Source organism: Planktotalea sp., from assembly GCF_965659345.1.
GTDB lineage: Bacteria > Pseudomonadota > Alphaproteobacteria > Rhodobacterales > Rhodobacteraceae > Planktotalea.
This window is the reverse complement of record NZ_CBFHVK010000008.1, coordinates 115,362-141,169: the sequence shown is the minus strand read 5'-3', so window position 1 is coordinate 141,169 and position 25,808 is coordinate 115,362. Positions and strand designations below refer to the sequence as shown.

The 25,808-nt window shown below is 52.4% G+C and carries 27 protein-coding genes; 15 read left to right on the top strand and 12 right to left on the bottom strand.

The genetic code is table 11. From position 1 onward, the window contains the following. Positions 1-75: 75 nt before the first annotated feature. The 3 genes from ACTG3Z_RS08405 (at position 76) to ACTG3Z_RS08395 (ending at position 1,536) form a co-directional block, all read left to right on the top strand. The gene (locus ACTG3Z_RS08405; protein WP_439142513.1) at positions 76-423 is read left to right on the top strand and encodes a hypothetical protein; all 348 of its coding nucleotides are present in this window, start codon (positions 76-78) and stop codon (positions 421-423) included. Continuing rightward, the gene (locus ACTG3Z_RS08400) at positions 420-833 is read left to right on the top strand and encodes a DUF6314 family protein (protein WP_439142511.1); all 414 of its coding nucleotides are present in this window, start codon (positions 420-422) and stop codon (positions 831-833) included. The genes ACTG3Z_RS08405 and ACTG3Z_RS08400 overlap by 4 nt, the downstream gene beginning before the upstream one ends. A 103-nt stretch (positions 834-936) precedes the next feature. Next, on the top strand, positions 937-1,536 hold the full coding sequence (locus tag ACTG3Z_RS08395) for a biotin transporter BioY (protein ID WP_439142510.1): 600 nt from the start codon (positions 937-939) through the stop codon (positions 1,534-1,536). 57 nt (positions 1,537-1,593) lie between these two features. Here the strand turns inward: ACTG3Z_RS08395 and ACTG3Z_RS08390 are convergent, their stop codons facing one another. Together ACTG3Z_RS08390 and dddP are read right to left on the bottom strand one after the other, a co-directional pair. Continuing rightward, entirely contained in the window at positions 1,594-2,799 is a 1,206-nt protein-coding gene (locus tag ACTG3Z_RS08390; RefSeq protein ID WP_439142509.1) for a bifunctional alpha/beta hydrolase/OsmC family protein, read from the bottom strand. 118 nt (positions 2,800-2,917) lie between these two features. Then, complete coding sequence (dddP, locus tag ACTG3Z_RS08385; protein WP_439142576.1) at positions 2,918-4,258, bottom strand: dimethylsulfonioproprionate lyase DddP; 1,341 nt, start codon at positions 4,256-4,258, stop codon at positions 2,918-2,920. A 135-nt stretch (positions 4,259-4,393) separates the two neighbouring features. Here dddP and ACTG3Z_RS08380 point away from each other — a divergent pair, with 135 nt between their 5' ends. Beyond that, positions 4,394-5,131: a heme-dependent oxidative N-demethylase family protein gene (locus ACTG3Z_RS08380; protein ID WP_439142507.1), complete on the top strand. Its 738-nt coding sequence runs from the start codon at positions 4,394-4,396 to the stop codon at positions 5,129-5,131. Between the two features lie 60 nt (positions 5,132-5,191). On the opposite strand, the gene ACTG3Z_RS08375 is transcribed toward ACTG3Z_RS08380, so the two are convergent. Further along, positions 5,192-5,794, bottom strand: coding sequence for a YcbK family protein (locus ACTG3Z_RS08375; RefSeq protein ID WP_439142506.1), 603 nt, complete (start codon positions 5,792-5,794; stop codon positions 5,192-5,194). A gap of 329 nt (positions 5,795-6,123) precedes the next feature. Between ACTG3Z_RS08375 and ACTG3Z_RS08370 the strand changes: the two genes are divergently transcribed. The 4 genes from ACTG3Z_RS08370 (at position 6,124) to ACTG3Z_RS08355 (ending at position 10,448) form a co-directional block, all read left to right on the top strand. Then, complete coding sequence (locus ACTG3Z_RS08370) at positions 6,124-7,734, top strand: L,D-transpeptidase family protein (protein ID WP_439142505.1); 1,611 nt, start codon at positions 6,124-6,126, stop codon at positions 7,732-7,734. Positions 7,735-7,854: 120 nt separating this feature from the next. After that, the gene (lpxD, locus tag ACTG3Z_RS08365; protein ID WP_439142504.1) at positions 7,855-8,946 is read left to right on the top strand and encodes a UDP-3-O-(3-hydroxymyristoyl)glucosamine N-acyltransferase; all 1,092 of its coding nucleotides are present in this window, start codon (positions 7,855-7,857) and stop codon (positions 8,944-8,946) included. 36 nt (positions 8,947-8,982) lie between these two features. Next, positions 8,983-9,240, top strand: a complete 258-nt coding sequence (locus ACTG3Z_RS08360; protein ID WP_439142503.1) for an acyl carrier protein — start codon at positions 8,983-8,985, stop codon at positions 9,238-9,240. After that, on the top strand, positions 9,237-10,448 hold the full coding sequence (locus ACTG3Z_RS08355) for a beta-ketoacyl-[acyl-carrier-protein] synthase family protein (protein ID WP_439142501.1): 1,212 nt from the start codon (positions 9,237-9,239) through the stop codon (positions 10,446-10,448). The genes ACTG3Z_RS08360 and ACTG3Z_RS08355 overlap by 4 nt, the downstream gene beginning before the upstream one ends. Positions 10,449-10,499: 51 nt before the next feature. Here ACTG3Z_RS08355 and ACTG3Z_RS08350 read toward each other — a convergent pair whose 3' ends face one another. Next, positions 10,500-11,111 (bottom strand): invasion associated locus B family protein, encoded by a 612-nt coding sequence (locus ACTG3Z_RS08350; protein WP_439142500.1) that lies wholly within the window; start codon positions 11,109-11,111, stop codon positions 10,500-10,502. Between the two features lie 552 nt (positions 11,112-11,663). Between ACTG3Z_RS08350 and ACTG3Z_RS08345 the strand changes: the two genes are divergently transcribed. Next, positions 11,664-13,205 (top strand): helicase HerA-like domain-containing protein, encoded by a 1,542-nt coding sequence (locus ACTG3Z_RS08345; protein WP_439142499.1) that lies wholly within the window; start codon positions 11,664-11,666, stop codon positions 13,203-13,205. Between the two features lie 5 nt (positions 13,206-13,210). After that, positions 13,211-14,230: a patatin-like phospholipase family protein gene (locus tag ACTG3Z_RS08340; protein ID WP_439142498.1), complete on the top strand. Its 1,020-nt coding sequence runs from the start codon at positions 13,211-13,213 to the stop codon at positions 14,228-14,230. A gap of 3 nt (positions 14,231-14,233) precedes the next feature. On the opposite strand, the gene ACTG3Z_RS08335 is transcribed toward ACTG3Z_RS08340, so the two are convergent. The 4 genes from ACTG3Z_RS08335 to ACTG3Z_RS08320 form a co-directional block, all read right to left on the bottom strand. Then, positions 14,234-14,908 carry a DUF502 domain-containing protein gene (locus ACTG3Z_RS08335; RefSeq protein ID WP_439142497.1) on the bottom strand — a complete coding sequence of 225 codons (675 nt, stop codon included), beginning with the start codon at positions 14,906-14,908 and terminating at the stop codon, positions 14,234-14,236. Between the two features lie 71 nt (positions 14,909-14,979). Next, positions 14,980-15,900 (bottom strand): pseudouridine-5'-phosphate glycosidase, encoded by a 921-nt coding sequence (locus ACTG3Z_RS08330; protein ID WP_439142496.1) that lies wholly within the window; start codon positions 15,898-15,900, stop codon positions 14,980-14,982. Continuing rightward, on the bottom strand, positions 15,897-16,790 hold the full coding sequence (locus tag ACTG3Z_RS08325) for a PfkB family carbohydrate kinase (RefSeq protein ID WP_439142495.1): 894 nt from the start codon (positions 16,788-16,790) through the stop codon (positions 15,897-15,899). Before ACTG3Z_RS08325 ends, ACTG3Z_RS08330 begins: the two co-directional genes overlap by 4 nt. A 40-nt stretch (positions 16,791-16,830) precedes the next feature. After that, positions 16,831-17,640, bottom strand: a complete 810-nt coding sequence (locus ACTG3Z_RS08320) for a DUF4198 domain-containing protein (RefSeq protein ID WP_439142493.1) — start codon at positions 17,638-17,640, stop codon at positions 16,831-16,833. A 1-nt stretch (position 17,641) separates the two neighbouring features. Between ACTG3Z_RS08320 and ACTG3Z_RS08315 the strand changes: the two genes are divergently transcribed. After that, complete coding sequence (locus tag ACTG3Z_RS08315; RefSeq protein ID WP_439142492.1) at positions 17,642-18,784, top strand: HupE/UreJ family protein; 1,143 nt, start codon at positions 17,642-17,644, stop codon at positions 18,782-18,784. 2 nt (positions 18,785-18,786) lie between these two features. Here ACTG3Z_RS08315 and ACTG3Z_RS08310 read toward each other — a convergent pair whose 3' ends face one another. The 4 genes from ACTG3Z_RS08310 to ACTG3Z_RS08295 all read right to left on the bottom strand — a co-directional run bounded on the left by ACTG3Z_RS08310 (position 18,787) and on the right by ACTG3Z_RS08295 (position 22,017). Further along, a complete protein-coding gene (locus ACTG3Z_RS08310; RefSeq protein ID WP_439142491.1) occupies positions 18,787-19,419 on the bottom strand; it encodes a DUF1638 domain-containing protein in 633 nt (210 codons plus the stop codon). 71 nt (positions 19,420-19,490) lie between these two features. Beyond that, positions 19,491-20,192 (bottom strand): corrinoid protein, encoded by a 702-nt coding sequence (locus tag ACTG3Z_RS08305; protein WP_439142490.1) that lies wholly within the window; start codon positions 20,190-20,192, stop codon positions 19,491-19,493. 136 nt (positions 20,193-20,328) lie between these two features. Then, positions 20,329-21,345 carry a betaine--homocysteine S-methyltransferase gene (gene bmt, locus ACTG3Z_RS08300; RefSeq protein ID WP_439142489.1) on the bottom strand — a complete coding sequence of 339 codons (1,017 nt, stop codon included), beginning with the start codon at positions 21,343-21,345 and terminating at the stop codon, positions 20,329-20,331. 357 nt (positions 21,346-21,702) lie between these two features. Further along, positions 21,703-22,017, bottom strand: a complete 315-nt coding sequence (locus ACTG3Z_RS08295) for a DUF1476 domain-containing protein (protein WP_439142488.1) — start codon at positions 22,015-22,017, stop codon at positions 21,703-21,705. Between the two features lie 217 nt (positions 22,018-22,234). Here ACTG3Z_RS08295 and purC point away from each other — a divergent pair, with 217 nt between their 5' ends. The 4 genes from purC to ACTG3Z_RS08275 are packed head-to-tail and all read left to right on the top strand — an operon-like array spanning position 22,235 to position 25,807. Next, positions 22,235-22,996, top strand: a complete 762-nt coding sequence (purC, locus tag ACTG3Z_RS08290; RefSeq protein WP_439142486.1) for a phosphoribosylaminoimidazolesuccinocarboxamide synthase — start codon at positions 22,235-22,237, stop codon at positions 22,994-22,996. Between the two features lie 33 nt (positions 22,997-23,029). Then, positions 23,030-23,260 carry a phosphoribosylformylglycinamidine synthase subunit PurS gene (purS, locus tag ACTG3Z_RS08285; RefSeq protein WP_439142485.1) on the top strand — a complete coding sequence of 77 codons (231 nt, stop codon included), beginning with the start codon at positions 23,030-23,032 and terminating at the stop codon, positions 23,258-23,260. Then, on the top strand, positions 23,260-23,928 hold the full coding sequence (gene purQ / locus ACTG3Z_RS08280) for a phosphoribosylformylglycinamidine synthase subunit PurQ (protein WP_439142484.1): 669 nt from the start codon (positions 23,260-23,262) through the stop codon (positions 23,926-23,928). The genes purS and purQ overlap by 1 nt, the downstream gene beginning before the upstream one ends. A 46-nt stretch (positions 23,929-23,974) precedes the next feature. Further along, positions 23,975-25,807 carry a sensor histidine kinase gene (locus tag ACTG3Z_RS08275; RefSeq protein ID WP_439142482.1) on the top strand — a complete coding sequence of 611 codons (1,833 nt, stop codon included), beginning with the start codon at positions 23,975-23,977 and terminating at the stop codon, positions 25,805-25,807. The last annotated feature ends 1 nt before the right edge of the window (position 25,808 follow it).

The following is a 25,808-nucleotide window of genomic DNA, read 5'->3' as shown; positions in this document are numbered from 1 at the left end:
GTCCTTTTGTGACTTTCAGCTTGCGTTACGCTCTCTTAGTCTGCGCGCGATTTTGGTTCAAGCGAGGAGGGCAAGATGAGACGCTTTGGCATCTACGTTGGCGTTTTGGTGTGTTTTGCCGCTGCTGCGCTAGCACAACAGGAAGATGATTGGCGTATGCTTTCGGGATCAGAGATTGCTGATGTGTTGATTGGTGTGACCTTGGAATATGATAACGCGTGGCAGGACTTCAGAGCCAGCGGCAAGACGCTTTATAATGCGGGGACGAACAGTTGGGGCAACTGGCGGGTGGAAAACGATCAATATTGCAGCCAGTGGCCGCCGCGTGATCTATGGGATTGTTATGATGTTGCCGTGTTTGAAGATCAGGTGCGATTTACAGGCGCCTATGACGACGTAAGTTTCGGAACGATCCGCAAATGACTTTGACAGCCGAGAACTTTTTGCGCCGTTGGACAATAGAGCGAAACATCTTTGATGCGTTGACTGGACAACAGGTGGTTTTTACAGGCGTTGCAGACATTTCAGATGGGGCTGATCACTGGCTTTATCGCGAAACTGGCGAATTGAAGATGGGGACCGCGCCTTTAATGACAGCAGAGCGGTGCTATCTTTGGCGAGCAGTTGAGGACGGCGTTGACGTGTACTTTGAGGATGGGCGCTTTTTTCACTGCATGGCTCTCGCAGGCGCAGCAAAAGCGGCGCATTGGTGTGACCCTGATCAATATGATGTATCGTATGAGTTTACTGATTGGCCGGTTTGGCGTGTGACCTGGTCTGTAAGAGGGCCACGTAAAAACTACACAATGAAAAGCACTTACAAGCCTGTTTGAAGAAACAAGGTTAAGACTAAGCGACACCTCCAACGAATTTGCACTTGCACTTTTGCATTTGGCACGCCCATATGCTGCAACGCAATATAACAGGAGAGAAATTATGAACCTGTCGCTTACTCACAAAACACTCAGCGATTTAATCGCACCGCAGGATGGCTCGCTTTTGCTTGTCAAAAAGATGGCATTGGTTGTCGCTGGGATCCTGTTTCTAGCGATCGCTGCAAAAATCAAAGTTCCGATGTTTCCGGTTCCGATGACACTCGGAACGTTTGCAGTGCTTACAATGGGTGCCGCCTATGGTGCGCGTTTGGGCTTGGTGACGATCCTTGGTTACATGATCATTGGTGCGCTCGGGTTTGATGTGTTCGCGGGCTCTTCGGCTGAAAAATTTGGTCTGGAGTATATGATGGGCGGCACAGGCGGCTACTTGGTAGGCTATGTGCTTGCGGTACTCGCACTTGGAACGCTCGCGCGTGCTGGTTGGGATCGCTCTGCACCCAAAATGGCAGGTGCAATGCTGCTGGGTAATGCTTTGATTTACGTTCCGGGCTTGATCTGGCTTGGCATGCTTTACGGCTGGGACAAGCCAATCTTGCAGTGGGGTTTGACACCGTTTTTGCTCGGCGATTTTCTAAAGCTTGCTTTGGCTGCGGTTGTTTTGCCACTTGTTTGGAAAATGGTCGGTCGCGCACGCGGCTAAAGTTTGCAGCACAGAATAATAGAAAGGGCGCAGCACAATATGCTGCGCCTTTTTTGTTTAAACGAGTTCGGTCACAACTTCAGAGCTACGCTCTAACGTTTTGTGAACAGGGCATTTATCCGCAATCTCAAGCAACCGCGCGCGCTGGGTGCTATCAAGCTTACCCTTTAATGTTATCACACGTTTGAACGCATCCACCTTTTCCAAAGTGCCGCTATCCTGTGCGTGCATCTTATCATGGCTCACGTCGACTGAGATATCTGTTAGGGGCCACCCTTTTCGACGCGCATACATGCGTATTGTCATAGATGTGCACGCGCCAAGGGCCGCAGACAGAAACCCATAAGGCGACATGCCGCGATTTGTACCACCATACGCAAGGGGTTCATCCGCAAGCGCGTGATGGTTCGAACCACCGTACACGTCTTGTAAAAACCCACGCGCGTCTGCTTCGCGCACGCGCACAATGCCCTCGGGTGTGCCAATAGGCGGGGCTGGTCGCGCTAATTTAAGGTATCGCGTGCTCCACGAGGCAATGACGTCAGCGGCGTAGCACGCATCGTCCGCATTTGTGATCAGGTGATCTGCATCATCCAAAGTAACAAAGCTTTTCGGGTGATGTGCCGCAACAAAGATATTCGTCGCATTCTCAACGCCAACAATCGCGTCAAGCGGGGCGTGCATCACAAGAAGCGCAGCTTTTGACTTGGCTATGGATGCTTTCAGGTTGGTTGCGCTGACGTCTTCGACGAAGTCTTTGCCAATCGTAATCGGGCGTCCACCAAGGTTAACACTGGCCTTTCCAGTCTCAGCGATCTCATCCAACGCCCCTGCAAAATTATGCGTGACATGATTGGGATCAAATGGCGCACCCAATGTGACGACCGCTTTGATGTCTTCAAGATCAGGCGCGAGTTTCAAGACTGCTGCGCCACCTAGTGAATGTCCGATAAGCAAGCTCGGTGCCATTCCCCGTTTTGCAAGCATTTCAGACGCGGCTTTCAGATCCGAGACGTTAGAAGAAAAGGTTGTGTTTGCAAACTCCCCCTGCGAGTGGCCCAAACCTGTGAAATCAAAGCGTAAAACGGCAATGCCTTGATCCGCAAGACGCTGCGCGATGCGGCGCGCGGCGGGGATGTCTTTGGAACAGGTAAAGCAATGCGCGAACAGCGCGGTCGCCAAATGTGGACCGTCGGGCATATCAAGCCGCGCGGCAAGGTCGTGACCAGAGTGGCCGGGAAAGGTCAGGCGTTCAGTGGGCATGGGGACGACTCCTAGTGCTGGTCCCTAGGGTGGGGGTTTTCCAGCACTAAGGAAAGGTGTGTTACAACTGGGTCGCGCGGAGGTGATGAGAAACCAAGCCGTTGAAACGCATTGCTCCCTATCGTCCCATTAATGCGTCATCAAATGGATAGGTCGTTAAATTCTCGTAGCCGTCTTCAGTGATCAGCACCTGATCTTCTAACTTGATAGAGAAATCACCCCCAACTTCGCCACATGCGGCTTCGACACAAAGCACCATACCGGGCTCGAGGGGGTACTCGAACGAGCCGGGGACATAGTGGTCTTTGTGCGCGATCAACGGCCACTCATCACACAAACCAACCCCGTGCATCATACAGCCATATTGCTGGGCTTTGAACTTTGCAGGGTGTTCCATGCATTGATCAATCAGATCAGGAATCATCACACCGGGTTTGAGCAAAGACATGTTGTGCATGATGAAATCATGCGAATGACGCATCGTATCTATCATGTCTTGGCGTGGTTTTTGATCGCCAATCCACCAAGTGCGGGAAATGTCGATGCAGATGCCATATGAACCAATGAGATCGGTATCGAATGCGATAATTTCATTGTTTTGGGTAATCCTTGGGCCGCATTCCTGAAACCAAGGGTTGGTGCGTTGACCTGAGGCGAGCAAGCGGGTTTCGATCCACTCGCCTCCGCGCTTGATGTTCTCGGCATGAAGGATCGCCCAGATATCATCTTCTGACGTGGTGCCATTGGGTACGTTTGCGCGGGCAAAGGCTTCCATTTCCGCACAAGCCGTTTCGCAGGCATGATTGGCGCAGCGCATCGCAAGAATTTCATCCGGCCCTTTGATCGCACGGGATTTTTCGGTGACTTCCTCGCCCTCCATGATCTCAAACCCTTGCGCTTCTAGACTGCGCAGCCCATGGAGCATGATCTTATCAACCGCGAGGCGTTTGTTGTTGCCGCCATGCTCTTCGATCAGCACGCGCACTTCGTTGGACAAAACATCCGCTGCGACATCAACTTTATCGCCACGATCAAAATAGAACAGGTCTGCGCCAGATCGTTGTTCGCGGACCAAGGGGTTGAATTCGCTTAAGAAAGGAGAGTTTTTGTAGTCCCAAATGACCATGTAACCGTCAGCGCAAAGCAAGACCGCGCGAAACGGGTTGTGGGTGTTCCAGAGCTGCATATTGGTGCTGTCAGTGGCGTAGCGAATGTTAAGTGGATCAAACATGAGCAATCCGCCATAACCGCGATCTACGATATGTTGGGTCAGTCGTTTCCAGCGATATTCGCGCATACGTGCAAGGTTTGGCAGTTCTAAACCCGCGGCACGCCATTCATGAAACGCAAGTTGCGTTGGCCCAATCTCGATCCGATTGTTGTCATTGGGTGTGCCGTCGCCAAGGATTTCGCCTTGATGTGGATCAATCTTGCGGATGTCGCGGTAGTGTTGGTTCATGTGTAGGTCTCCCAATGACATCAAGATGAGCATCGATTCGTCATTTGGCATGCACGGCTGCGACTTCTTTCTGCGTCGTTTTTAGTCAATAAAGAGCGGGTGACGCGGGCAGGCGGCTTTGTTACCACTTTTAGCATGAGCGAGATTTTTCAGAGTAAGCTGCCAGAAGAGATGCGAATTGAGCGCGCTTTGCCGGGTGTTCAGCCACTTGATATGCGCGATTGGCTGCGCGTCGATGATGCCTATGCGGAGCAAATGGGCGAACGCATCAGATTGATGGCCCATAAGCCCGACGCAGTTCGCGCAACAACAGCAGGAAGTCACGAGGCTGTTTGTGAAACACTAGATCTGATTATTGAAGCGGTTCAAGAGCTTTCGGGTTTCCAAAGGGACGGCGATCAAATGCGTTGTCCCGATGGGCGATGCGTTGAGTTGAGTGGCGATCCATTGCTGGTCATGGGCGAAATTATACAAGAAGACATTTGTATTCTGGAAAAACCAAAAGACGGCAGTGAGCATTTTCTAAGCGCAGCTTTGCTTTGTTTTCCGGCGCACTGGACGTTGAGCGAAAAAATTGGCAAGCCGATGGGGCGCATTCATGAACCTGTCGAGGAGTATGATGAAAATATCCGTCGCCGCGTGCAGCGGTTGTTTGATGGTGTGCAGGTTGATCGTCCGTTGTGGCGTTTCAATCGCGCCCATGCGGGTGCGAGTTTGTTTCAACCGCGTTTAGAGAAAGATTATGGAACGACTGACATGACCGTATCGCGAGATTTTTTGCGATCAGAGCGGCAATGTTTGGTGCGTTTGCCAAAAACCCGTGCAGTTGTGTTTTCTATCCACACGTATGTGATCGATCTACGGCCTGCGTAGAACGCGAAAAAGCCCAGCGGAATAGCTGGGCTTTGCAAATAAAAGATCTGTGTCAGTGGTTTAGCGACCCCAGACGCGCACAGGACCGCAATCCATGTGGACGAAGTTGGAGCCTGAATAACGTCCGACTCCACCACCCTTACAAGCTGCTGCGGCACGAGAGACTTGGCTCACAGAGCGAGAAGACAAACGCAAATCTGCCGCTTGGCCCTTCATGTGCAGTGAATTCTTTGCTACACCCTTTGAGCGCGCGCGCAACATATTGTTTGTTTTCGGGCTGCGGTAGCCAGAGAGCAGCATGTAAGGCTCGCTCGAATCCAACAGGTTATGTGCCGCTGCCATCACGTCGATGGTGCGCAGGTCGATAAATTTCACATCGTTTGTACGCCAGTCGCGCATAAAGCGGTGCACTTCTTGTAAGGATTCTTTGATGTATTTACCTTCAACCCAGTAAATCATGTCGATGCGCTCGCCCGTACGGCCAGAGTACATCTTAATGCGACGAATGTCGCCGCCGCCGCGCAAAAAGCCTGCTGCGTTCGAGTAGGTCGGTGCTGCTACGACTGCCGTCGCTGCAAAAGCGCGAAGCAGGCCACGGCGCGTTACGCCGGTACTTTTGCTGTCTGTAGTCACTTTTTTCGTCCCGTTCTTACCTGTTCGCATCCGATGTTACGGATACTCTGCCTAATCATCCCCGCAGTGCTGCTTCTATTGCATAATTCGAATCGCCAACCAAGCATCGATTTCACAAACCAAGTTTTAACAACATATTTCGGCATTTTTTTGCTCAATCGTGTAAATATATCATTACTTTGTCTCTCGCCTAGCCAACTGGTGCGCTGTGTCGGTGCAAGGCTGCACCACACTGTGTCTTTTGTGTGTTCTGTTGAAAATGTGAATGGACTCATGCTCGGGCTATGAAGGATGCCATTTTACATAACTTTGCGTCCTGCCGACGCGAACAGGGTACATAACGGGGGACAACGATGCACATGCTTCGCAGTCAGACAGTTTTTTCAATCAAAGCGCTCTTTACAGCGCTCGCTCTTTTACTTGTCAGTTTTTTTGCTTCGCCAGCAGATGCTCAGGTCACAGCCTTTAAACAGGCCGTTGCTGAAGCTGCCGCGAAAGACAAAGACATCGCGGCGTTTTATCAAGCGAACAAATACAAATCGATCTGGACAGGGCGGGGTAATAAAGACCGCCAGCGTCGCAATGCGCTTTTGAATGCTGTGACAAATGCAGCTGATCACGGCTTGCCCGTGAGCCGTTATAATCCAGAGCAGCTCAAAGCTGTTTTGAAGCAAGCCCGCAGCCCAAGAGATCGTGGTGCTGTTGAAGTCGAGATGAGCCGCATTTTCTTGCAGTATGCGCGCGATTTACAGACGGGTGTTTTGACCCCCTCTAAAGTCGATAGCGAGATTGTGCGCCAGATTCCTTTGCGCGATCGCCTGTCTTACCTTACTAATTTTTCGAAATCGTCTCCGAAACGCTTCCTTCAGGCGCTCGCACCGACCGCGCCTGAGTATGCGCGCCTAATGAAAGCAAAGCTTTTGATGGAGCGTCAATTGGCAAAGGGGGGCTGGGGCCAGAAAGTACCTGCGAAGTCCTTGAAGCCAGGTCAAAGCGGCAATGCTGTTGTGATCATGCGCAACCGTTTGCAGACGATGGGCTATCTCAAGCGCTCTTCCGCGCAAACATACGATGGTGCGATGCAATCTGCCGTTCAGCAGTTTCAAATTTCACGAGGTTTGAATCCTGACGGCGTTGCTGGCCCGGGTACAATGAGTGAGATCAACCGCCCGATCGAGTCCCACCTTCAGGCCGTAATGGTTGCGATGGAGCGTGAACGTTGGATGAACCGCCCACGCGGCAAACGTCATATCTGGGTTAATTTGACTGATTTCTCCGCTGTTATCATGGACAATAACAAAGAAACATTCAGAACACGTTCCGTCATCGGCAAGAACCAGAGTGATCGCCGTAGCCCTGAGTTTTCTGATGTTATGGAGTTCATGGTCATCAACCCGTCCTGGTATGTGCCGCGCTCGATCACAACAAAAGAGTATCTTCCTTTGATGCAAAGCAACCGCAACGCGGTTAGTCATTTGCAGGTGATTGATAGCCGTGGGCGTACTGTTTCGCGTTCTTCGGTGAATTTCGCAGCGTATAATGCCAGGACATTTCCGTTCAGCTTGAAGCAGCCGCCAAGCCGTGGAAACGCGCTGGGTTTGGTGAAGTTCATGTTCCCGAACCGTCATAACATCTACTTGCATGACACGCCTGCGAAGAACCTGTTCAGCCGTGAAGTACGCGCATATTCCCACGGCTGTATCCGACTGCACCAGCCGTTTGAGTTCGCTTACGCTTTGCTGGCCAAGCAGACAAATGATCCCGAAGGGTTCTTTCAAGCCAAGCTAAAGACTGGCTCAGAAGCACGTGTGAACCTAAATGAGCCTGTGCCAGTGCACATCGTCTATCGCACAGCTTACGTAACGGCGAAGGGCAACGTGAACTTCCGCCGCGACATCTATGGTCGTGATGCGAAGATCTTCTCTGCGCTTGTAAAAGCCGGGGTTCGGTTGCGTGCCGTTGGTGGCTGAGAGCACTAGCTATCAAGACGAGCTATAAAGAATAGAGAAAGCCGGGGGAAACCTCGGCTTTTTTTCGTTACAACCGCGTGTTATCGCCTTCGTGATACAATCGCCGCGATGAGGTTTCAGATGACATATACGATCAAACAAATCGCGGATGCGCTCGGTGCGAAAGCTGTCGGTGATGTTGATATTGTCATTCACTCTCTTGCTGAACCTGCCGCCGCCAGCGCTGATCAACTCGCGCTCGCATTGAAACCCGAATTTGCAAATACGTTGACAGAGGGTCACGCCAAGGCCGCGCTGCTTTGGTCAGATGCACCGTGGCAAGAGTATGGCCTAAGCGGCGCGATCCTTGCCTCACGCCCGCGTTTTGCGATGGCTGGCTTAAGCGCGATGATGGACGCGGATGTTGATTTTGAAGCAGGTGTCCATCCATCCGCCGTGGTGCACCCCGACGCGGTTCTGGGAGACGGCGTTTCAATCGGACCACTTTGCGTCATTGAAGCGGGTGCCCAGATTGCTGCGGGTGGCCGGCTATGCGCGCAAGTATTTATCGGGCGCGATGCGCTTATTGGTGAAAACGTTTATCTGCGTGAGGGTGTCAGGATAGGCGCACGCACGCGCATTGGTGCGAATTTTATCGCACAGCCAGGGGCAACCGTGGGCGGAGATGGCTTTTCTTTTGTCACGCCTGAACAAGGTGCTGTTGAGCGCGTGCGCGACAGTCTTGGTGATCAAGGGGAGACGCAGGCCCAAAGTTGGGCGCGCATTCATTCGCTTGGCGCTGTGCAGATTGGCGACAATGTCGAGCTCGGCGCAAATACCTGTGTGGATCGCGGTAATGTGCGCGACACAGTCATCGGCAATGGCTGCAAGTTCGATAACCTAGCCCAAATTGGCCACAACGTGGTGATTGGGGATGACTGCCTCATCTGTGCTCAGGTCGGTGTCGCAGGCTCTACGCGCATTGGCAACAATGTGGTGCTTGGCGGGCAAACCGGGGTCAGCGACAATGTTTTCATCGGGGACAATGTGATCACTGGTGGCGCGACGAAAGTCCTTTCAAATGTGCCAGCAGGACGTGTGATGCTTGGCTATCCAGCCGTTAAAATGGACAAGCAAATAGAGCTTCATAAATTGCTGCGACGTTTGCCACGTCTGTTCAAGGATGTCGCAACTTTGCAAAAGGGTGTTTCCAAGTCGCATGACAGTGACTAAATCCACCTCATCGGATCATGCACAAAGGATACGTCCATGAGCGTTCGTGAAAAAGTCTTCGAGATTATTGCCGAGCAAGCGATGCTCGATGCGAGTGATGTAACCGCGCAGAGCACGCTGGAAAGCCTAGGTATTGATAGCCTTGGCCTTGTTGAGAGCATCTTTGCGATTGAAGAAGAGTTCGATGTAAGCATTCCCTTCAATGCTAATGAGCCATCCAAGAGTGACTTTGACATATCGTCAGTCGAGAGCATAGTTGCGGGCATCGAAAGTTTGCTTGCAGCGAAATCGTGAGACGCGTTGTCATCACCGGTGCAGGCGCGATCAGTGCGTTGGGTCATAGCGCAGAGGCCAATATGGCCGCGATGCGTGAGGGCAAATGCGGTATTGGTCCGCTGGAGTTTCGCGATGTAGAGCGTCTTTCGATCCAGATTGGCGGGCAGGTCAAAGGGTTTGAAGCTGAAGGTCTGTTTAATCGACAGCAGATGACGCTTTATGATCGTTTCACTCAGTTCACTCTTTGCGCCGCGCGAGAAGCGATTGATCAATCAGGTCTCGAATTCACCGGTGATCTGTCTGCGCGCTCTGGCGTTGTGTTGGGTACGGCTGGTGGCGGCGTCAGCACATGGGATGATAACTATCGTTCTGTCTATGAGGATGGCAAGAATCGTGTGCATCCTTTTGTGGTGCCTAAACTCATGAACAACGCTGCGTGCAGCCATGTTTCGATGCAGCATAATCTTAAAGGGCCAAGCTTTACGGTCTCAACCGCCTGTGCCTCTTCCAACCATGCAATGTCGCAAGCTTTCACAATGGTGCGCACTGGAATGGCGGATGTCATGGTGACGGGTGGCTCTGAATCGATGCTGTGCTTTGGGGGCGTAAAAGCCTGGGAAGGGCTGCGGGTCATGTCTAAAGATGCCTGTCGTCCGTTTTCGGCCAACCGCAATGGCATGGTGCAAGGTGAGGGGGCGGGTGTTTTTGTTTTTGAGGAAATGGAACACGCCAAAGCGCGCGGAGCAGACATTCTTTGTGAAGTGGCTGGGTTCGCGATGTCTTCTGATGCAGCCGACATTGTGATGCCTTCCAAACAAGGGGCTGCACGCGCAATTGCGGGGGCCTTGAAAGATGCGGGGATTGATCGCTCTGAAGTCGGCTACATCAACGCTCATGGCACTGGAACAGCTGCAAATGACAAAACAGAATGTGCCGCAGTTGCAGATGTGTTTGGACCATATGCAGATGATTTGATGATCAGTTCGACCAAATCGATGCATGGTCATTTAATTGGCGGCACTGGGGCTGTCGAATTGCTCGCCTGTATTATGGCGCTGCGGGATGGCGTGATCGCCCCGACGATCGGGTATGAAGAAGCCGATCCTGAATGTGCGCTAGATGTTGTCCCGAATGAAGCACGTGAGGTGCGCGTCGACGTTGCCTTGAGCAATGCGTTTGCCTTTGGTGGGCTGAATGCTGTTTTGGCGCTGCGCAAAGTTCCCTAACAAAAAACGCGCCCAAAGGCGCGCTTTCGTATCAACTGAAATGCGATTTGATTATTGCTGAGCAACGGTTGTCATGTCGTAGCTTGCCGTGAAGCCGCTCAACGACATGTTCAACTGGATTTGCTGATCTTGTGCAACGAATGGGACAATCGTTACGACTGCTTTCGCGCCACGCTTGAAACCGTTGAGATCGCTCTCTGTCAGACCAATACGCGCAAAACATCCGATTTGGTTGCATAGGGAATAGGGGTAGCGTTTGCTCTGCGCACCATCAACCGCGATACGCAATTGCGCTTGAAGGGCGGTTTCCAAAGGCACAATCACTGTAGCGCCCGCAACCGCCTGACCACCTTGCGGCAATTTAAACAGGCTTACTTCCGCGACAGGGTTACCTGCTTCGTTCTGCAATAACTGATACATCTGGCAAGGTTCGCCTTCGCCAGTTTCAGTCTTTACGCATTGGATTTCCCAATCTTGAACGACTTCGCGCACGTATGTTTGGCCGACCTGCGGAATGGATGTGTCCTCACCAAGGTTAAGATCGCCTTCGCTTGAGGGAACTGTGTTGGGCGTTTCTTCTTCTGTCGCAGTTTCCTGCGCCATCGCGGCGCCAATAAGGGCAAAACATGCAAGCGCTGCAAGCGCGGTCATACGATTGAACATAGAAAATTCGTCCTGAATTAGGGTCGTTTGTGGGTGCCTATCATGTGTAAAAAGAACTGTCAGCGCTTTGGACACAATAGAGCGGCGAAATTACGCTTATCTTGCTTAAACCGACTTGGTTGGCAAGACCCTTCACCACGTCGAGAAGCTTCAGGCGGCTATCAAAATAGATGCAGGACCCTCAACAAAAAAAGGAAGACCTCTGCGGGTCTTCCTTTTCTTTTATTCTCCCCGTCGGACCGGCCAACTTATTGAGTGTAACCTATTGTTGGGTTTCCAAAGCGTCAACAGCAAAATCGACAAATTGTCGCAGAACAAGCTGCGAGATGCCCAGAAATAAACGTTTTCATAACAGGCAGAATATTAAACCGATCCACCCAACGAAAAAAGACCGCGCCACAAGGGACGCGGTCAGTCTGACAGGGAGGAAGTCCGCCCACAACACAAGGACACTTGGCTGTGGACGATTGCACTCTGACATGAATAAGTTAACGTGCCGTTTCGCTGAGGAGGCCTCAGCACTAAATTTTTAAGTTAATTCTGGAGTGCGCAATGGAACATCATATTTTCGTCGGTGGTGGCGGCCCGGAGTATACGGACAAACAATGGCTTAATCTGAAATATGCCAACCGGCACGGTTTGATTGCAGGCGCGACAGGCACGGGTAAGACTGTGACGCTGCAAATTTTGGCTGAAAACTTCTCAAATGCTGGTGTTCCGGTATTTTTGACCGATGTGAAAGGTGATCTTTCGGGGCTCGCGGGTATCGGGTCTGAGACATTCAAGCTGCATGAGGCTTTTACCTCGCGCGCTGAAAAGATCGGCTTTGACGATTATAGCTACGATCGCTTTCCAGTAACGTTTTGGGACTTGTTCGGCCAACAGGGCCATCCCGTGCGCACAACCGTCGCGGAGATGGGGCCTTTGTTGGTTTCACGTCTTCTTGAGCTGTCTGAGCCACAAGAGGGTGTCGTCAACATCGCCTTCCGCGTGGCCGATGAGCAAGGTATGCCGCTGCTTGACCTAAAAGACTTGCAAGCTTTGCTGGTTTGGGTGGGCGAGCACCGTGATGAATTGACACTGCGTTATGGCAACGTCTCCACAGGGTCCATCGGCGCGATCCAGCGGCGCTTGTTGGTGCTTGAAAACCAAGGTGGTGCGCAGCTTTTTGGCGAACCTGCGCTCGCGCTGAGTGATATTATCAGCACCGCCAGCGATGGTCGTGGTCGTATCAACATTCTAGCGTCTGACAAACTGATGGGCGCACCGCGCCTTTATGCGACGTTCCTACTATGGCTCTTGTCCGAATTGTTTGAAGAACTGCCCGAAGTCGGGGACCCTGACAAACCCAAGCTGGTGTTCTTCTTTGATGAAGCGCATTTGCTCTTTGATGGCGCACCCAAGCCGCTAGTGGACAAGGTCGAGCAAGTCGCGCGTCTGATCCGCTCAAAAGGGGTTGGCATCTACTTCGTGACGCAACGCCCGTCCGATGTGCCCGAGGATATTCTTGGCCAGCTTGGCAATCGTATTCAACACGCTTTGCGCGCCTTCACAGCGCGGGATCGTCGCCAATTGAAAGAAGCGGCAGAAACCTACCGCGATAACCCGCGTTTTGACACGGGTGAAGCTATTCGCGAAGTTGGTGTGGGCGAGGCAGTTACATCGATGCTGCAAAAGAAGGGTATTCCCGGCGTTGTGGAACGCACCCTTATTCGCCCACCAAGTTCGCAGCTTGGACCGATAACGCCAGCAGAGCGCGCGCAAGTCCTTGCCACGTCGCATATCGCGGGCAAATACGAAAATAAGATTGATCGCAAATCTGCCTACGAAATTCTGATGACCCGTGCGGATGAGGCCGCCAAAGCCGCAGCCGAGGCGGAGGCGAAAGAAGAAGAAATGGAGATCGCAGAGCGCGAGTATAAATCTGCGCGCCGCTACAATGGAACACGCGTCAGTCGTTCAACCAGTCGTGGCCGCAAAAAGAGCGACGGTTTTGGCGCAGCGATGGCGCAAGTGGTGATCAAAGAACTCAAAGGGACCACAGGACGGCGCATTGTGCGCGGCATCCTCGGTGGTCTGTTCAAAGCGAGATAAGATAAATGACAAAGCTGCGTATCAACCTCGCTCTACAAGGGGGCGGGGCGCATGGGGCGTTCACTTGGGGTGTTCTAGATCGGCTCCTGCAAGAGGATGATCTAGAGATCGCTGCTATTTCAGGGACTTCTGCGGGTGCATTGAATGCCGCTGCTTTGAAATCAGGTATGCTGGGCGGTGGACATGACGGCGGTCGTGCCGCGCTTGATGCGCTCTGGGAAGCAGTGGCGCGCAGTTCTACAGCCGGTATGAGACAATGGTTTGGGCAAGAGCTGTTTTCGCCCTCGATTATGAGCAAAGCACTTGAGCTTTCGCCAGTCTATGCTTTCGCCGATGCGATAAACCGCATGACATCGCCCTATGCGTCTGGCCCGTTTTACAATCATCCGCTGCAATCCATCGTCGAGGGCTTAGATTACGGTGACGTTTGTGCATCTGAAGGTCCGGATCTGTTCATCGGCGCGACAAATGTGCGTAGCGGCAAGGTCAAAGTGTTCCAGGGTGCAGAAATTGGTCCGGATGCTTTGCTTGCGTCGGCTTGTCTGCCAACGCTGTTTCGCGCGGTCGAGATTGAGGGGGAAGCCTATTGGGATGGAGGTTACACAGGTAATCCACCGTTGTTCCCGCTGTTTGCGCGACAGTATCCAGAGGATATTTTGGTCATAAATATCAACCCTTTGGAGCGAGATGAGGTGCCTCAAACGCCGCAAGCAATCCAGAACCGGATCAATGAAATCGGGTTCAACACATCGCTTCTGCGCGAGTTGCGCGCGATCTCTTTCGTACAGCGTCTTATAAGTGACGGCACAATAGATCAGGGGGCGATGAAGCGTGTACACGTGCATATGATTGCGGATGATGCGCTGATGAACGAACTGTCTGTCGCAACCAAGACCGTGGCGATTCCGTCTGTTTTGACAGCCCTGAAAGGGGCGGGTCAGGCCGCTGCAATCACGTTTTTAGAAAAGCATCGAGGCGATGTGGGCAAACGCAGCAGTGTTGATCTTCAGGCGATGTTCGGCTGAACCCTAGTTCTTTGGTTTGCTCGGGTCTTTTTCATTTGGATAAACAAGGCCGGCTGAAATTACCAACTTAGCAGCGTCTTCAACACTCATATCGAGCTCGATGATGTCCTCGCGCGGGAAAAACAGCAAAAAGCCAGAGGTTGGGTTTGGTGTCGTCGGAACGAATACGCTGATCAAGTCACCACTTGTTGTTGCGCGCTGTGCAACTTCGCCCTTCGCCGTTGTCGAAATAAAACCGATCGCCCAAATCCCTTTGCGCGGGTATTCAAACAAACACGCTTTCTCAAACGAGCGTTCTGACTGCGCAAATACGGTTTCGGCGATTTGCTTCACACCTGAGTAGATCGAGCGCACGACAGGTACGTTTTGCACCATATTTTCAGCGATGCGGATCAGCGAGCGACCCAATAGGCCCTTTGCCAGCCAGCCCACCACAATAGTGAAGAGCAAAAAGATAATAACGCCGATGCCGCGGAGATTGATACCGATATATTTTTCCGGCTGGAAATCATATGGCACGAGCGGCAGAACAACACCGTCAATCCAACCGATGACCGACCAGATCAGCCAGATCGTCAGGCCAACAGGAGCGATAACAATCAATCCGGTCAGAAAGCTCGCACGCAGCGAAGCAAACAGGCCAGGACGGCGTGGTTTCTCATCAAAAGGGGTGTTCATAGGATCATTCCAAACGTCATTGACGCTTAGTTAAGCGCAGCTTTGCAAAGGCACAATGGCTGGTCGCTCACTTACGCTCTATTGTCCGCCATTTCGCATGCAATCTGTGCAGCAAGTGCTGCATTGTTGAGCACAAGCGCAATATTCGCGGTGAGTGAACGTCCTTCGGTCAGTTCATAGACGCGCTGCAAAAGATAAGGCGTTACAGATTTTCCGATGATTCCATGGGTTTGCGCATCTTGGAGCGCGCGTTCGATGACAGGTTCCATTTCAGAGCGTACAATCTCTGCATCTGCGGGAATGGGATTTGCGATCAACTGTCCACCGGGTAACCCAAGGCGTGCGCGCATTTTATGCGCTTTGGCGATTTCTGCGGCCGTGTCCAGCCGTAAAGGGGCTTTGTAAGTGCTTTGCGACGACCAGAATGCCGGCACAGCATCTTGGCCAAACGCAATCACAGGGACGCCCAATGTTTCCAGCACTTCCAGTGTTTTAGATACATCCAAAATTGCTTTGGGACCTGCGGCGACCACCGTCACTGGAGTTTGTGCAAGCTCTTGCAAGTCGGCTGATATGTCAAAGCTTTGCTCTGCGCCGCGGTGCACGCCACCGATGCCGCCGGTTGCGAAAACTGAAATTCCTGCAAGGTTTGCAGCAATCATGGTGGCCGCTACAGTTGTGGCTCCGGTGCGACCTGTCGCCATACACACCGCCATATCGGCGCGGCTGAGCTTGGCGGCGCCTTTGGTTTGCGCCAGCTTTTCCAATACATCGTCGGTTAATCCGACATGCAAAACACCATCCAATACCGCGATTGTCGCAGGTTCTGCGCCGCCTGCGCGCACAGTTGCTTCAACCTTGCGCGCCATTTCTAGGTTTTGCGGATAGGGCATGCCATGGGTGATGATCGTCGATTCCAAAGCGACGATGGGCAAGCCTGCGTCTTTTGCGGCTTGCACAGCCTCGGAGCGAATAAAGGGAAGGGGGCTCAATGTGTGGTCTCTCCTGAAACGTAGCGCGCGGCGGCTTGCAGCGCTTGTTCTAATGCATCTTGCTTTGGTGCGCCGCTGAGTTCTGCGCTGATGTGTGCGGCCATGAACGTATCACCTGCACCTGTCACGCGCGATACCAAGACTTGCGGCGGCGCAGCTTGGCGCACACCGTCAGCATCGGCTTCGGCAGCGAGTTTGCCACCATCTGTAACCAATGCTCGTGCAGCGCCGCGCTCGATCAGGGTTTGCACCGCGTCAGTGGCCGTTTCGAAAGTTGTTTGGCACAGTAATTCTGCTTCTTCTAGGTTCACATAAAGAGTTGCACGCGTCTGATCTAGGAAAGGGCGCAGCCGTTCTGCCTTGCCCGGGGATGCGGGGGCAACTCGAAGATCAGACTTATCAAACAACGGGTCTTTCGCAATTTTGCTGAGCAGCGATAGGGTTAGATTGCCATCAAGGGCAATCAAGCCAGAGTAGGGCGCGTCTAGGCTCCCCAATGTGCCGTCTCGCAAAGGCGCGAGGATTTTTTCGCCAGCTGCCTCTAACGAATGCGCGTCTGCGATGGCTGCAATCAAACCATTCGCGCCCTCGACAGCCATATACTTATCTGTCGGCAAATCAGCTGAGCGGTAAAGATAATCGCAATTCAGTCCTAACGCTTTGGCTTCGGCAATCAACTGTGTGCCTGCAGGGTCTTGGCCAACCGCACTGAGCAACGCAGGGCTTAGCCCAAAGCGGCGCAAAGTCATGGCGATGTTCAAAGCAACGCCACCGGGCAATTGTGTGATGCGTCCTGGTACATCACTGCCTTGGCGCATCGAACTGCTTGATCGTCCAATTACGTCCCAAAGGACGGAACCGATGCAAAGGATATTTGATGTGTCGCTCATGCCCTCTTAGTGCCGCGCGCACAGCCGGTTCACAAGGGGGTTAACGCACCTCAAAAGTTAGCGCAGCCCAAAGCGTTTCCCATACTGCGCCTGTTTCTTTTGCAAGTGCTTCACTCGGTTCTCGTAAAACAACGTTGTCGAGCAGGTATGTATATCCTGATTTTACAGGAACCATCGCAATACCTTCCGCGTTTGTTTGAACTGTTGATACCTCGGTAATCCCCTCTGCATTGCGCTCAAAGATTTCGACTTGCGCATTCACGCGCGGCATTTCGCGGTAAAATACCTGCACAGGTAAACCATCAGTGACATCATCCGTGTAGGGGTTTTTGAGCGCAACGATTTCAACCTCTAAACCTTGCAAGGCATCTTGGCCTGCACCGTCGCCAACCGCGAACAGGCCTTTGGCAAAGCGAGAATAAGTTTCTTTGAACTCTTCTTCGCTCAAATTGCGTGCGCGATGTTTTTCGAGCACGTCGCCAAACGCTTTGTGCTTGGCAAATTTGTCAAACTTCGCCCATTCCCTGTATGTGAGTTTGTCAGGCTTGCTTTGATACACGAGCGTGAGTAGCCCATCGTTCTCAATCGCGTCGATTGTCATCGGTGAATCGCCCAAACGTGGTGTCACGGCTGCACGACCATCCGCATCAATACGATCAAAGAGCACAACCCGACGGGTGAAATACGCCAGATCAACCCCTGCGAATTCTTGCCCGTTCTTCGTATAAACTTCGAGATTCTCGCCCGTTTCGACTTGAAACGCCTTGCTATCAATCCAAAACTCATGTGCAACGAGGGGTGCTGCGGTGATGCTCATCAACGTGGCGAAAACGAACTTTTTGGGGGTCATTATGTCTGCTTTCTATAATTTAAAGAACATGCTGGTGCAGATGCTGGCCGTGTCAACCCTTTTGCTTATCACGATGACGTCTGCGCGTAGTCACGAAGTCGTTCCGACTGTCGCCGATTTGAGCGTTGAGCAAGACGAAGTGATTTTGAGCCTCCGCATCACTCTGGAGAGTTTTATTGCTGGGATCGATCTGGATAGTGCGCAAGATACCGACATTGTTCCGCAAGCGGCTGATTACGACGCGTTGCGCGCTCTTTCTGCGGACGAGCTAGAAGCCCGAGTGCGTGATTTTGCACCGCAGATGCTTGGTGCGATGACGTTGAGTGTCGATGGAAGTGCAGTGCCGCTTGATATTAACAGCTTAGACATTCCTGACGTGTCCAATCTGGAATTGCCTCGCACATCAACGCTCGAATTGCGCGGGGCAGTTGCGGGCAATTCAAAGACGATGCAACTGAGCTGGCCCGATGAGTATGGGTCATTGCTACTTCGCCAAATCGGACCCGAAAACCCCTTCACAGGCTACATAGCGGGGGGGCAAACAAGCCCTGAGATTTTGATCGCTGGCGGTGAAGCACGCGGCTTCTTTGCCGTTTTTGCCGAGTACATTCCTGTCGGTTTTGACCACATCTTGCCTAAAGGACTTGATCATATCTTGTTCGTCCTTGGGCTTTTCTTTTTCTCGACCGCATTGCGGCCTTTGTTGATCCAAGTGACGTCTTTCACCTTGGCGCATACCGTCACCCTAGCGCTCGGCGCGCTTGGCCTTGTGACGATCCCGGGCAGCATTGTAGAGCCGATCATCGCCGCATCGATCGTTTACGTTGCAATCGAGAATGTCTTCTCAAGTAAATTGAACCGCTGGCGTCCTGTCATTATTTTCATATTCGGCTTGCTGCACGGTCTTGGGTTTGCGTCTGTGCTTGGTGAATTTGGCCTTCCGGCAGGACAGTTTGTTGCCGCATTGATCGGCTTTAATATTGGTGTCGAACTTGGTCAGTTGACAGTCATTGCACTCGCATTCCTGGCTGTAGGTTACTGGTTTGGCTCGAAAGAGTGGTACCGCCAACGTATCGCCATCCCAGCATCACTGGTGATTGCTGCAGTTGGTGCCTATTGGTTCGTAGAGCGCGTTTTCCTGTAAGATCACACCTGCGCGAGCGCCGTTTCAAGATCACCGTAGCCGGTGAAGCGGCGCTCAAAGCGCAAACCTAAACGGTCTGCGCAGTGCTTGGCCTTTTCGGTCAACTCTGCATCTTCAGTTTGTGCCTGATAGACCAGTTTTTCATAGTTTCCAAAGTACATATCGCGAAGTTCAGGGTGGCGGTCCAAACCCATGGGCTTGATCACGAAGGCATCGAACTGACGAACCAGAAAGTCCGTCAGATAAAAGGCGGTAAACTCATCCTCAGAGATTTTTTCAAATGCGGCATTGCCCTCGAAAAAAGAATAGCAATGGGGGCCCTTGATCAGTTCGACACCTAGTTCGGCGCATTTGGCAGCCAACAGACTTCCGGTACCACAATCTGCGTAGGCGATGAAAATCTGTGCGTAAACTGATCTGTGTTTTACAACAGATGCTTCCACGGCATCGGTAATCTTTTCAGGATGGACATGATAGATCGCAGGAAGGCAGGTGAGATCCAGGTGATCCCAACCATTGAGCTCTTTGAGCGCAAGGATCTCGCGCGCAAGGGCACCACAGGCGATAATCAAGGACTTGCCGCCCTCGTGTAGCGTTAGACCGTCTTGGGCTAGAACATCGTCTTCAATCTGCATCTCACTGTCCTTAAACAAAAAAAGCCCCGAACGCTTTCGCGCCGGAGCTTTTTGTTTTCAAGCTAAGGCGCTTAGCCTGCCAATTGATTGTGCTTGCGACCAACCCATTCTTTTGCGGTTTCAACTGCAACAGCAGCGTCACGGCAATAGGCGTCAGCACCGATGGCTTTACCGAACTCTTCATTCAGCGGAGCACCACCAACGAGCACGATGTAGTCGTCGCGCTTTCCTTGCTCAACAAGCGTATCGATCACGACCTTCATGTAAGGCATCGTGGTGGTAAGCAGGGCAGACATGCCAAGAATGTCAGGCTCTTCCGCTTCCAGCGCCTCAAGGTAGGAGTCGACGGCGTTGTTGATACCAAGATCAACAACTTCGAAACCGGCACCTTCCATCATCATCGACACGAGGTTTTTGCCGATGTCGTGGATGTCGCCTTTGACTGTGCCGATCACCATTTTGCCAACACGTGGCGCACCAGTTTCTGCAAGCAGTGGTTTGAGGATGAACATGCCACCCTTCATCGCGTTTGCAGCCAAAAGAACTTCGGGCACGAACAAGATGCCGTCTCTGAAGTCTGCGCCAACAATTGTCATGCCACCGACCAGAGCTTTGGTCAGAATGTCGTAAGGGGCCCAACCACGGCTGAGAAGGATGTTCACACCTTCTTCGATTTCTTCTTTCAGACCATCATAGAGGTCGTCGAACATTTGTTGGACAAGTTCTTCGTCGTCCAGTTCCGCCAGGATGATGTCGTCTTCTTCGTCGGACATAAGCCGTTCCTTTGATGGTGGGCAATTGCCTGTTTTCTTTACAATATTTGGTCAGAATGTCGCAGTTACACTTCGACGTTAGCGACATTGCCGCGTTCACATCCGACCTATTGCCAGTTTTTAAGAACTTCTGAGGTTATGACTCGCGTCGGCGACGTCGCGTTTGGCGCGCAACAGGCGCATCCGCCTCGGTGCCATCCCCTGTAGATGAAAACGGGCCAAGTGCGGTTGTGATCTGATCAAGGCTTGGCACGTCAGCTTTTGCATTGCTTTCGAGAGCGGCGCGCATCGCACTTAAATGCTCTGGCATCGTTCCACAGCATCCGCCGATGATTTTCGCGCCACAATCGCGCGCAAGACATGCATATTGGCCCATAAGCTCTGGCGTTCCATCGTAATGGATGTGCCCATCAACATATTTCGGGATTCCTGCATTGCCTTTGGCGATGATTGGGGTGGTATTTCCTTGGGCTGCAAAGCCTAGAACTGTCCTCAACAGATCAGACGCGCCCGTGCCGCAGTTTGCGCCATAGGCTAACGGTGAATTCTCAATTGTATCAACCATTTCAGCCATCGCAGCACTTGTCATACCCATCATGGTGCGACCGGCCGTGTCAAAACTCATGGTCCCAACCCAAGGCATGTCAGCCAGCTTGAAGGCTTCCGCAGCCGCAAGATACTCTTCAGGCGCTGATATCGTTTCGAGCCAGAGAACATCGACGCCGCCAGCCTTCAGACCTTCGGCTTGTTCGTGAAACATTTCTACAGCATCGCTATGTGACAGTGTTCCGACAGGTTCCATGATGTCGCCAGTCGGACCAACAGAACCTGCAACAATTATCTGACGTCCTGCGCTATCGGCAACATCGCGACCGATTTCCGCGGCCATGCGAGACAGGTCAAATGCGCGATCTTGTGCATCGTGCAACTTCAGACGCGACGCATTGCCGCCGAAAGAATTTGTTAAAAACAGATCGCTCCCCGCATCAACCGCGGATTTATAAAGTGTTTTGATTTTCTCGGGATGTTGTTCATTCCAAAGCTCTGGTGCGTCGCCAGACATCAGACCCATGTTGAATAGGTTCGTGCCGGTTGCGCCATCCGCCAAAATCCAGTCACGGTCGGCGAGCATTTTCTCAAGAGCGTTTGTCATATCTGTACCTGTGTTTTTCTAACCGTGTTTCACAATCGAGATGCTGAAACAAATTCATAATCATCATAATGATAATGAGCTAAGCATCTATTGCGCTTGGAGCAGGGCACCTTTGAGACTTTTTATAGAAAGGTTTTTGGGGCAAGGCTGCTCAGGAAATAGGTCTAAGCAAGAGTGTCAGCGTTGCTTTTGGCGACGAGAGGCTGGGGCGTTTTCGCAACGCATTCCCATCAGTGCTAACAACTGAGTTCCTTCACGCGTCCAGTCAAAGAATTTGGGCGAGACTAAATGCAACAGTCAAAAAACCGCAGCCTGTCTGGAACAGGCTGCGGTTCAAATCGTACAGAGATTAAAAAATCAGGTGTCTGACATCAGCTGCGACTTCGCAATCGCAAGGCACTCGTCCATTTTCGCGCGGATTTCTGCATCGCTGGCTTTATCACCCAAATCAGCAGTCAGTTTGCGCACAACGTCCTCATGGCCTGCTTCTTCAAAGTCAGCCTTGATGACCTCTTTGGCGTATTCTGCGGCGTCATCACCGAATTTCCCCATCAACTCAGCGGCCCAAAGGCCCACCAGTTTATTACGGCGTGCATCGGCTTTGAACTGCATTTCTGCATCATGTGCGAACTTGTTTTCAAAGGCGTTTTCACGGTCGTCAAATGTGCTCATCTTATTCACACTCCTCAAGTGTCACTGCTTTGCAAATGAATATGCGTTGCCACGAAGCGCGCTGCAAGGCCCAAGCGTACAGTGGGTGAACAGATCGGCCAGACAAATCGCCCAGAGAGGTAACTTGCCCCGACGTGCCCCTTGTCCTATGAGAGCCCTAGAATACGCCGCGATTGGAATCGCGCATCGCGTATCAGCTGCAAAGAAAGTCACTGCCATGGCGCGCGGAAAAAAGATTTACGAAGGAAAGGCGAAGGCCCTTTATGAGGGCACAGAGCCGGGAACTTTGATCCAATACTTCAAAGATGATGCAACCGCGTTCAATGCGGAAAAGAAAGACGTGATCGAGGGCAAGGGCGTGTTGAATAACATGCTGTCCGAGTATTTCATGGTCGGTCTTGCTAGCATCGGTGTGCCGACACACTTTATCAAGCGCCTGAATATGCGCGAGCAATTGGTGCGCACCTGCGAGATCGTTCCTCTGGAAATTATCGTGCGCAACTATGCCGCTGGCACCATGTCCAAAAGACTTGGCATTGAAGAGGGCACGCAATTGCCGCGCCCGATTATCGAATACTGCCTGAAAGACGACAAACTTGGCGATCCGCTTGTTTCTGAAGAGCATATTGCTGCCTTCGGCTGGGCGTCCCAGCAGGACATGGAAGATATCCTGTCTTTGACACTGCGCGTGAACGACTTCTTGTCTGGCATCATGTACGGCGTCGGGATCAAACTGATCGATTTCAAGATCGAGATTGGTCGCGTGTACGAGGGTGACTACCAACGCCTTATCCTTGCGGACGAAATCAGCCCTGATAGCTGCCGCTTGTGGGATATTGAGACCAATCAAAAACTCGACAAAGATGTTTTCCGCCGTGACCTAGGCTCGCTGACTGATGCTTACACAGAAGTTGCGCGACGCTTGGGCGTGTTGCCCAAGAACCAACAGCCGGTGACCAAGCCGACTTTGATTAACTAACTCTGACTAAAGAACGCCATAAAGGACTTATCGATGAAAGCTCGTGTACACGTCATGTTGAAGAATGGTGTCTTGGATCCGCAAGGCGAAGCTGTGCGTCACGCGCTCGGGGCGCTTGGTTTTGAGGGTGTGGACGGTGTGCGTCAGGGCAAAGTGATCGAACTTGATCTCGCGGATGGTACGACAGAAGCTCAGGTAAACGAGATGTGCGAAAAGCTGCTCGCGAATACTGTGATCGAATCCTACACGGTGGAGCTGAGCTGATGCGCGCGGCAGTCATTACGTTTCCCGGTTCCAATTGTGATCGCGACCTTGCTGTCGGTTTGGAAATGGTCGGCGCGGAGGTCACGCGCGTTTGGCATAAAGACAGCGCATTGCCAGAGGATATCGACCTTGTCGGCATCCCCGGTGGTTTTTCTTATGGCGACTATTTGCGCTGTGGGGCAATTGCCGCGAATTCCCCGATCTGTGCCGCTGTAAAAACGCACGCTGAAAAGGGCGGATTTGTTTTCGGTGTTTGTAACGGTTTTCAGGTTTTGACTGAAATGCGTTTGTTGCCCGGCGCATTGATGCGCAACGCTGGGCTTAAGTACATCTGCAAGACCGTTGGTCTTGAGGTGGGGGCTTGCGACAGTGATTTTCTGAGCAACTACACGGCGGGTCAGACCATCCAAGTGCCCATTGCGCACCATGACGGTAACTATACAGCCACGCCGGATGAGCTTGACCGCTTGGTCGGGGAGGGGCGCGTTGCCTTTCGCTACACTGACAATCCGAATGGCTCTGATCGCGATATCGCCGGGATTACATCGGCCAATGGCCGTGTCCTTGGAATGATGCCGCATCCGGAACGCGCAATGGAAGAGGCACATTTGTCTGCTGATGGCGCGCGGCTTTTCGCTGGTTTGCTTGGGGCAATGACGACTGCGTGAGCAAGCTGTCTTGAGCGATCCTGATCGGCGCATTAGCATCAAGCCCATGAGTGATGCGCCCACATCTTTGCCAAAACCAGTTAGACCCCAACGGATCCCGCGCAGAACTGCGCGATTTGATCCTTGGCGGGTTAGGTTTTTCCTGTTTGGGCTGATTGTGCTTGCGGGCGTAACAGTCTTTTTGAGCAATCGTTTTCTAACGGATCGCTTTACGGAAACCACACGCAACCAAGCAGAGCTACGCCTTGCGCTTTATAGTGGCAACATCCTTTCAGAACTGCGCCGTAACTCCATTGTGCCGCAACTGCTCGCGCGCGACCCAGCGCTTATCGGTGCTTTGAATTCAAATGATTTTACCAATTCGACACAGCGCTTGATCAGCTTTGTGGAAGAAATTGGGGCCGCATCGTTGATGCTGTTAGACCGCGATGGCCGCTCTGTCGCCGCGACGGACCGCAATCGACTACAGTCTTTGCACCGCTCTGATCAGTATTTTGTCAATGCATTGCGTTCAAAAGAAACGGTTTTTTCCCTAATGCCGCGTGAATCCGGCGGGTACTCATTCACATATTCGCGGCGCGTCGAAAGCAATAATGATGTGCTTGGCGTTGTTGTGGTGGAAGTGGACTTGCAAAAGTTTGAACGCGCTTGGGCAGGAATCTCAGACGCGGTTTTGATCACCAATTCCGAAGGTACGATTATTTTGTCGACCGAGCCGCGTTGGCGGGGTTTGACGGAAGAAGAGGCGTTGCAAAGGCAACCGCCTTCCGGGGCGATCTCGCGCGCGCTTCAAGCGACGGCTGATTGGGGTGGTGTCCCTGGCGATGCGTATCTGCGCGGAGAAACGTTGATGCGCTCGCAAGCGCGCGTACCGTTTCGCGGCTGGCAGATCGCCAGTTTTACGTCCTATGCGTCTGTGCGCGAACGCGTGAATGGTGTGCTTGCCCTCGAAATTATGGGATTCGCGATTCTGCTGGCGCTGGCATTTTACTTTTTGAACCGAAAAACGGCTGTGCGCATGGCGCTCTTCCAGCGTGAATCGGCAGAACTTCGCCAACTCAACATTCGTCTCCAGCGAGAAGTCGCCGAGCGTCAGAAGGTGCAAGAGAACCTTGCAGTCGCGGAGCAAACTCTTGCGCAAAGCTCGAAACTTGCGGCCCTGGGTGAGATGTCCGCAGCCGTGAGCCACGAGTTGAACCAACCGCTTGCTGCGATGAAAACCTATCTTGCGGGCGCGAAGCTTTTGGTCGGACGCGGGCGCCCAGACGAAGCGCTGGCAAGCTTTCAGCGCATTGACGATTTGATAGGGCGTATGGGGGCGATCACACGACAACTTAAAAGCTACGCGCGCAAAGGCGGGGACAGCTTCGCCCCTGTAAACCTGTGTGATGCGTTGGCGTCTAGCCTATCCATGATGGAGCCACAGCTGCGTCAAAGGTTGGTACAAATCAATAAAACGCTACCACAGGAACCAGTCATGGTGATGGGGGATAGAGTGCGCGTTGAGCAAGTGATGATCAACTTGTTGCGCAATGCTCTGGATGCGACCAAGTCGGTTGAAGATCCACAGGTCGATGTTTTGCTGGCGGCTGGGGAAACTGCAATTCTGACTGTGCGTGACAATGGGCAGGGTATTGAAAACCTCGATGCATTGTTTGAGCCGTTTTACACCACCAAAGCCCCCGGTGATGGTGTCGGGCTTGGCCTTGCCATTTCGTCGGGCATCGTCAACGACTTGGGCGGTCGCATGACTGCGCGAAATGCAGCGCAGGGTGGGGCGGTCTTTGAAATCCGTTTGCCGATCTTACATGAGTCAGCAACAAGCTTGGATGAGACGAATTTGGATGAGGCGGTTATCGCCAAACCCGCAGCGGAGTAAA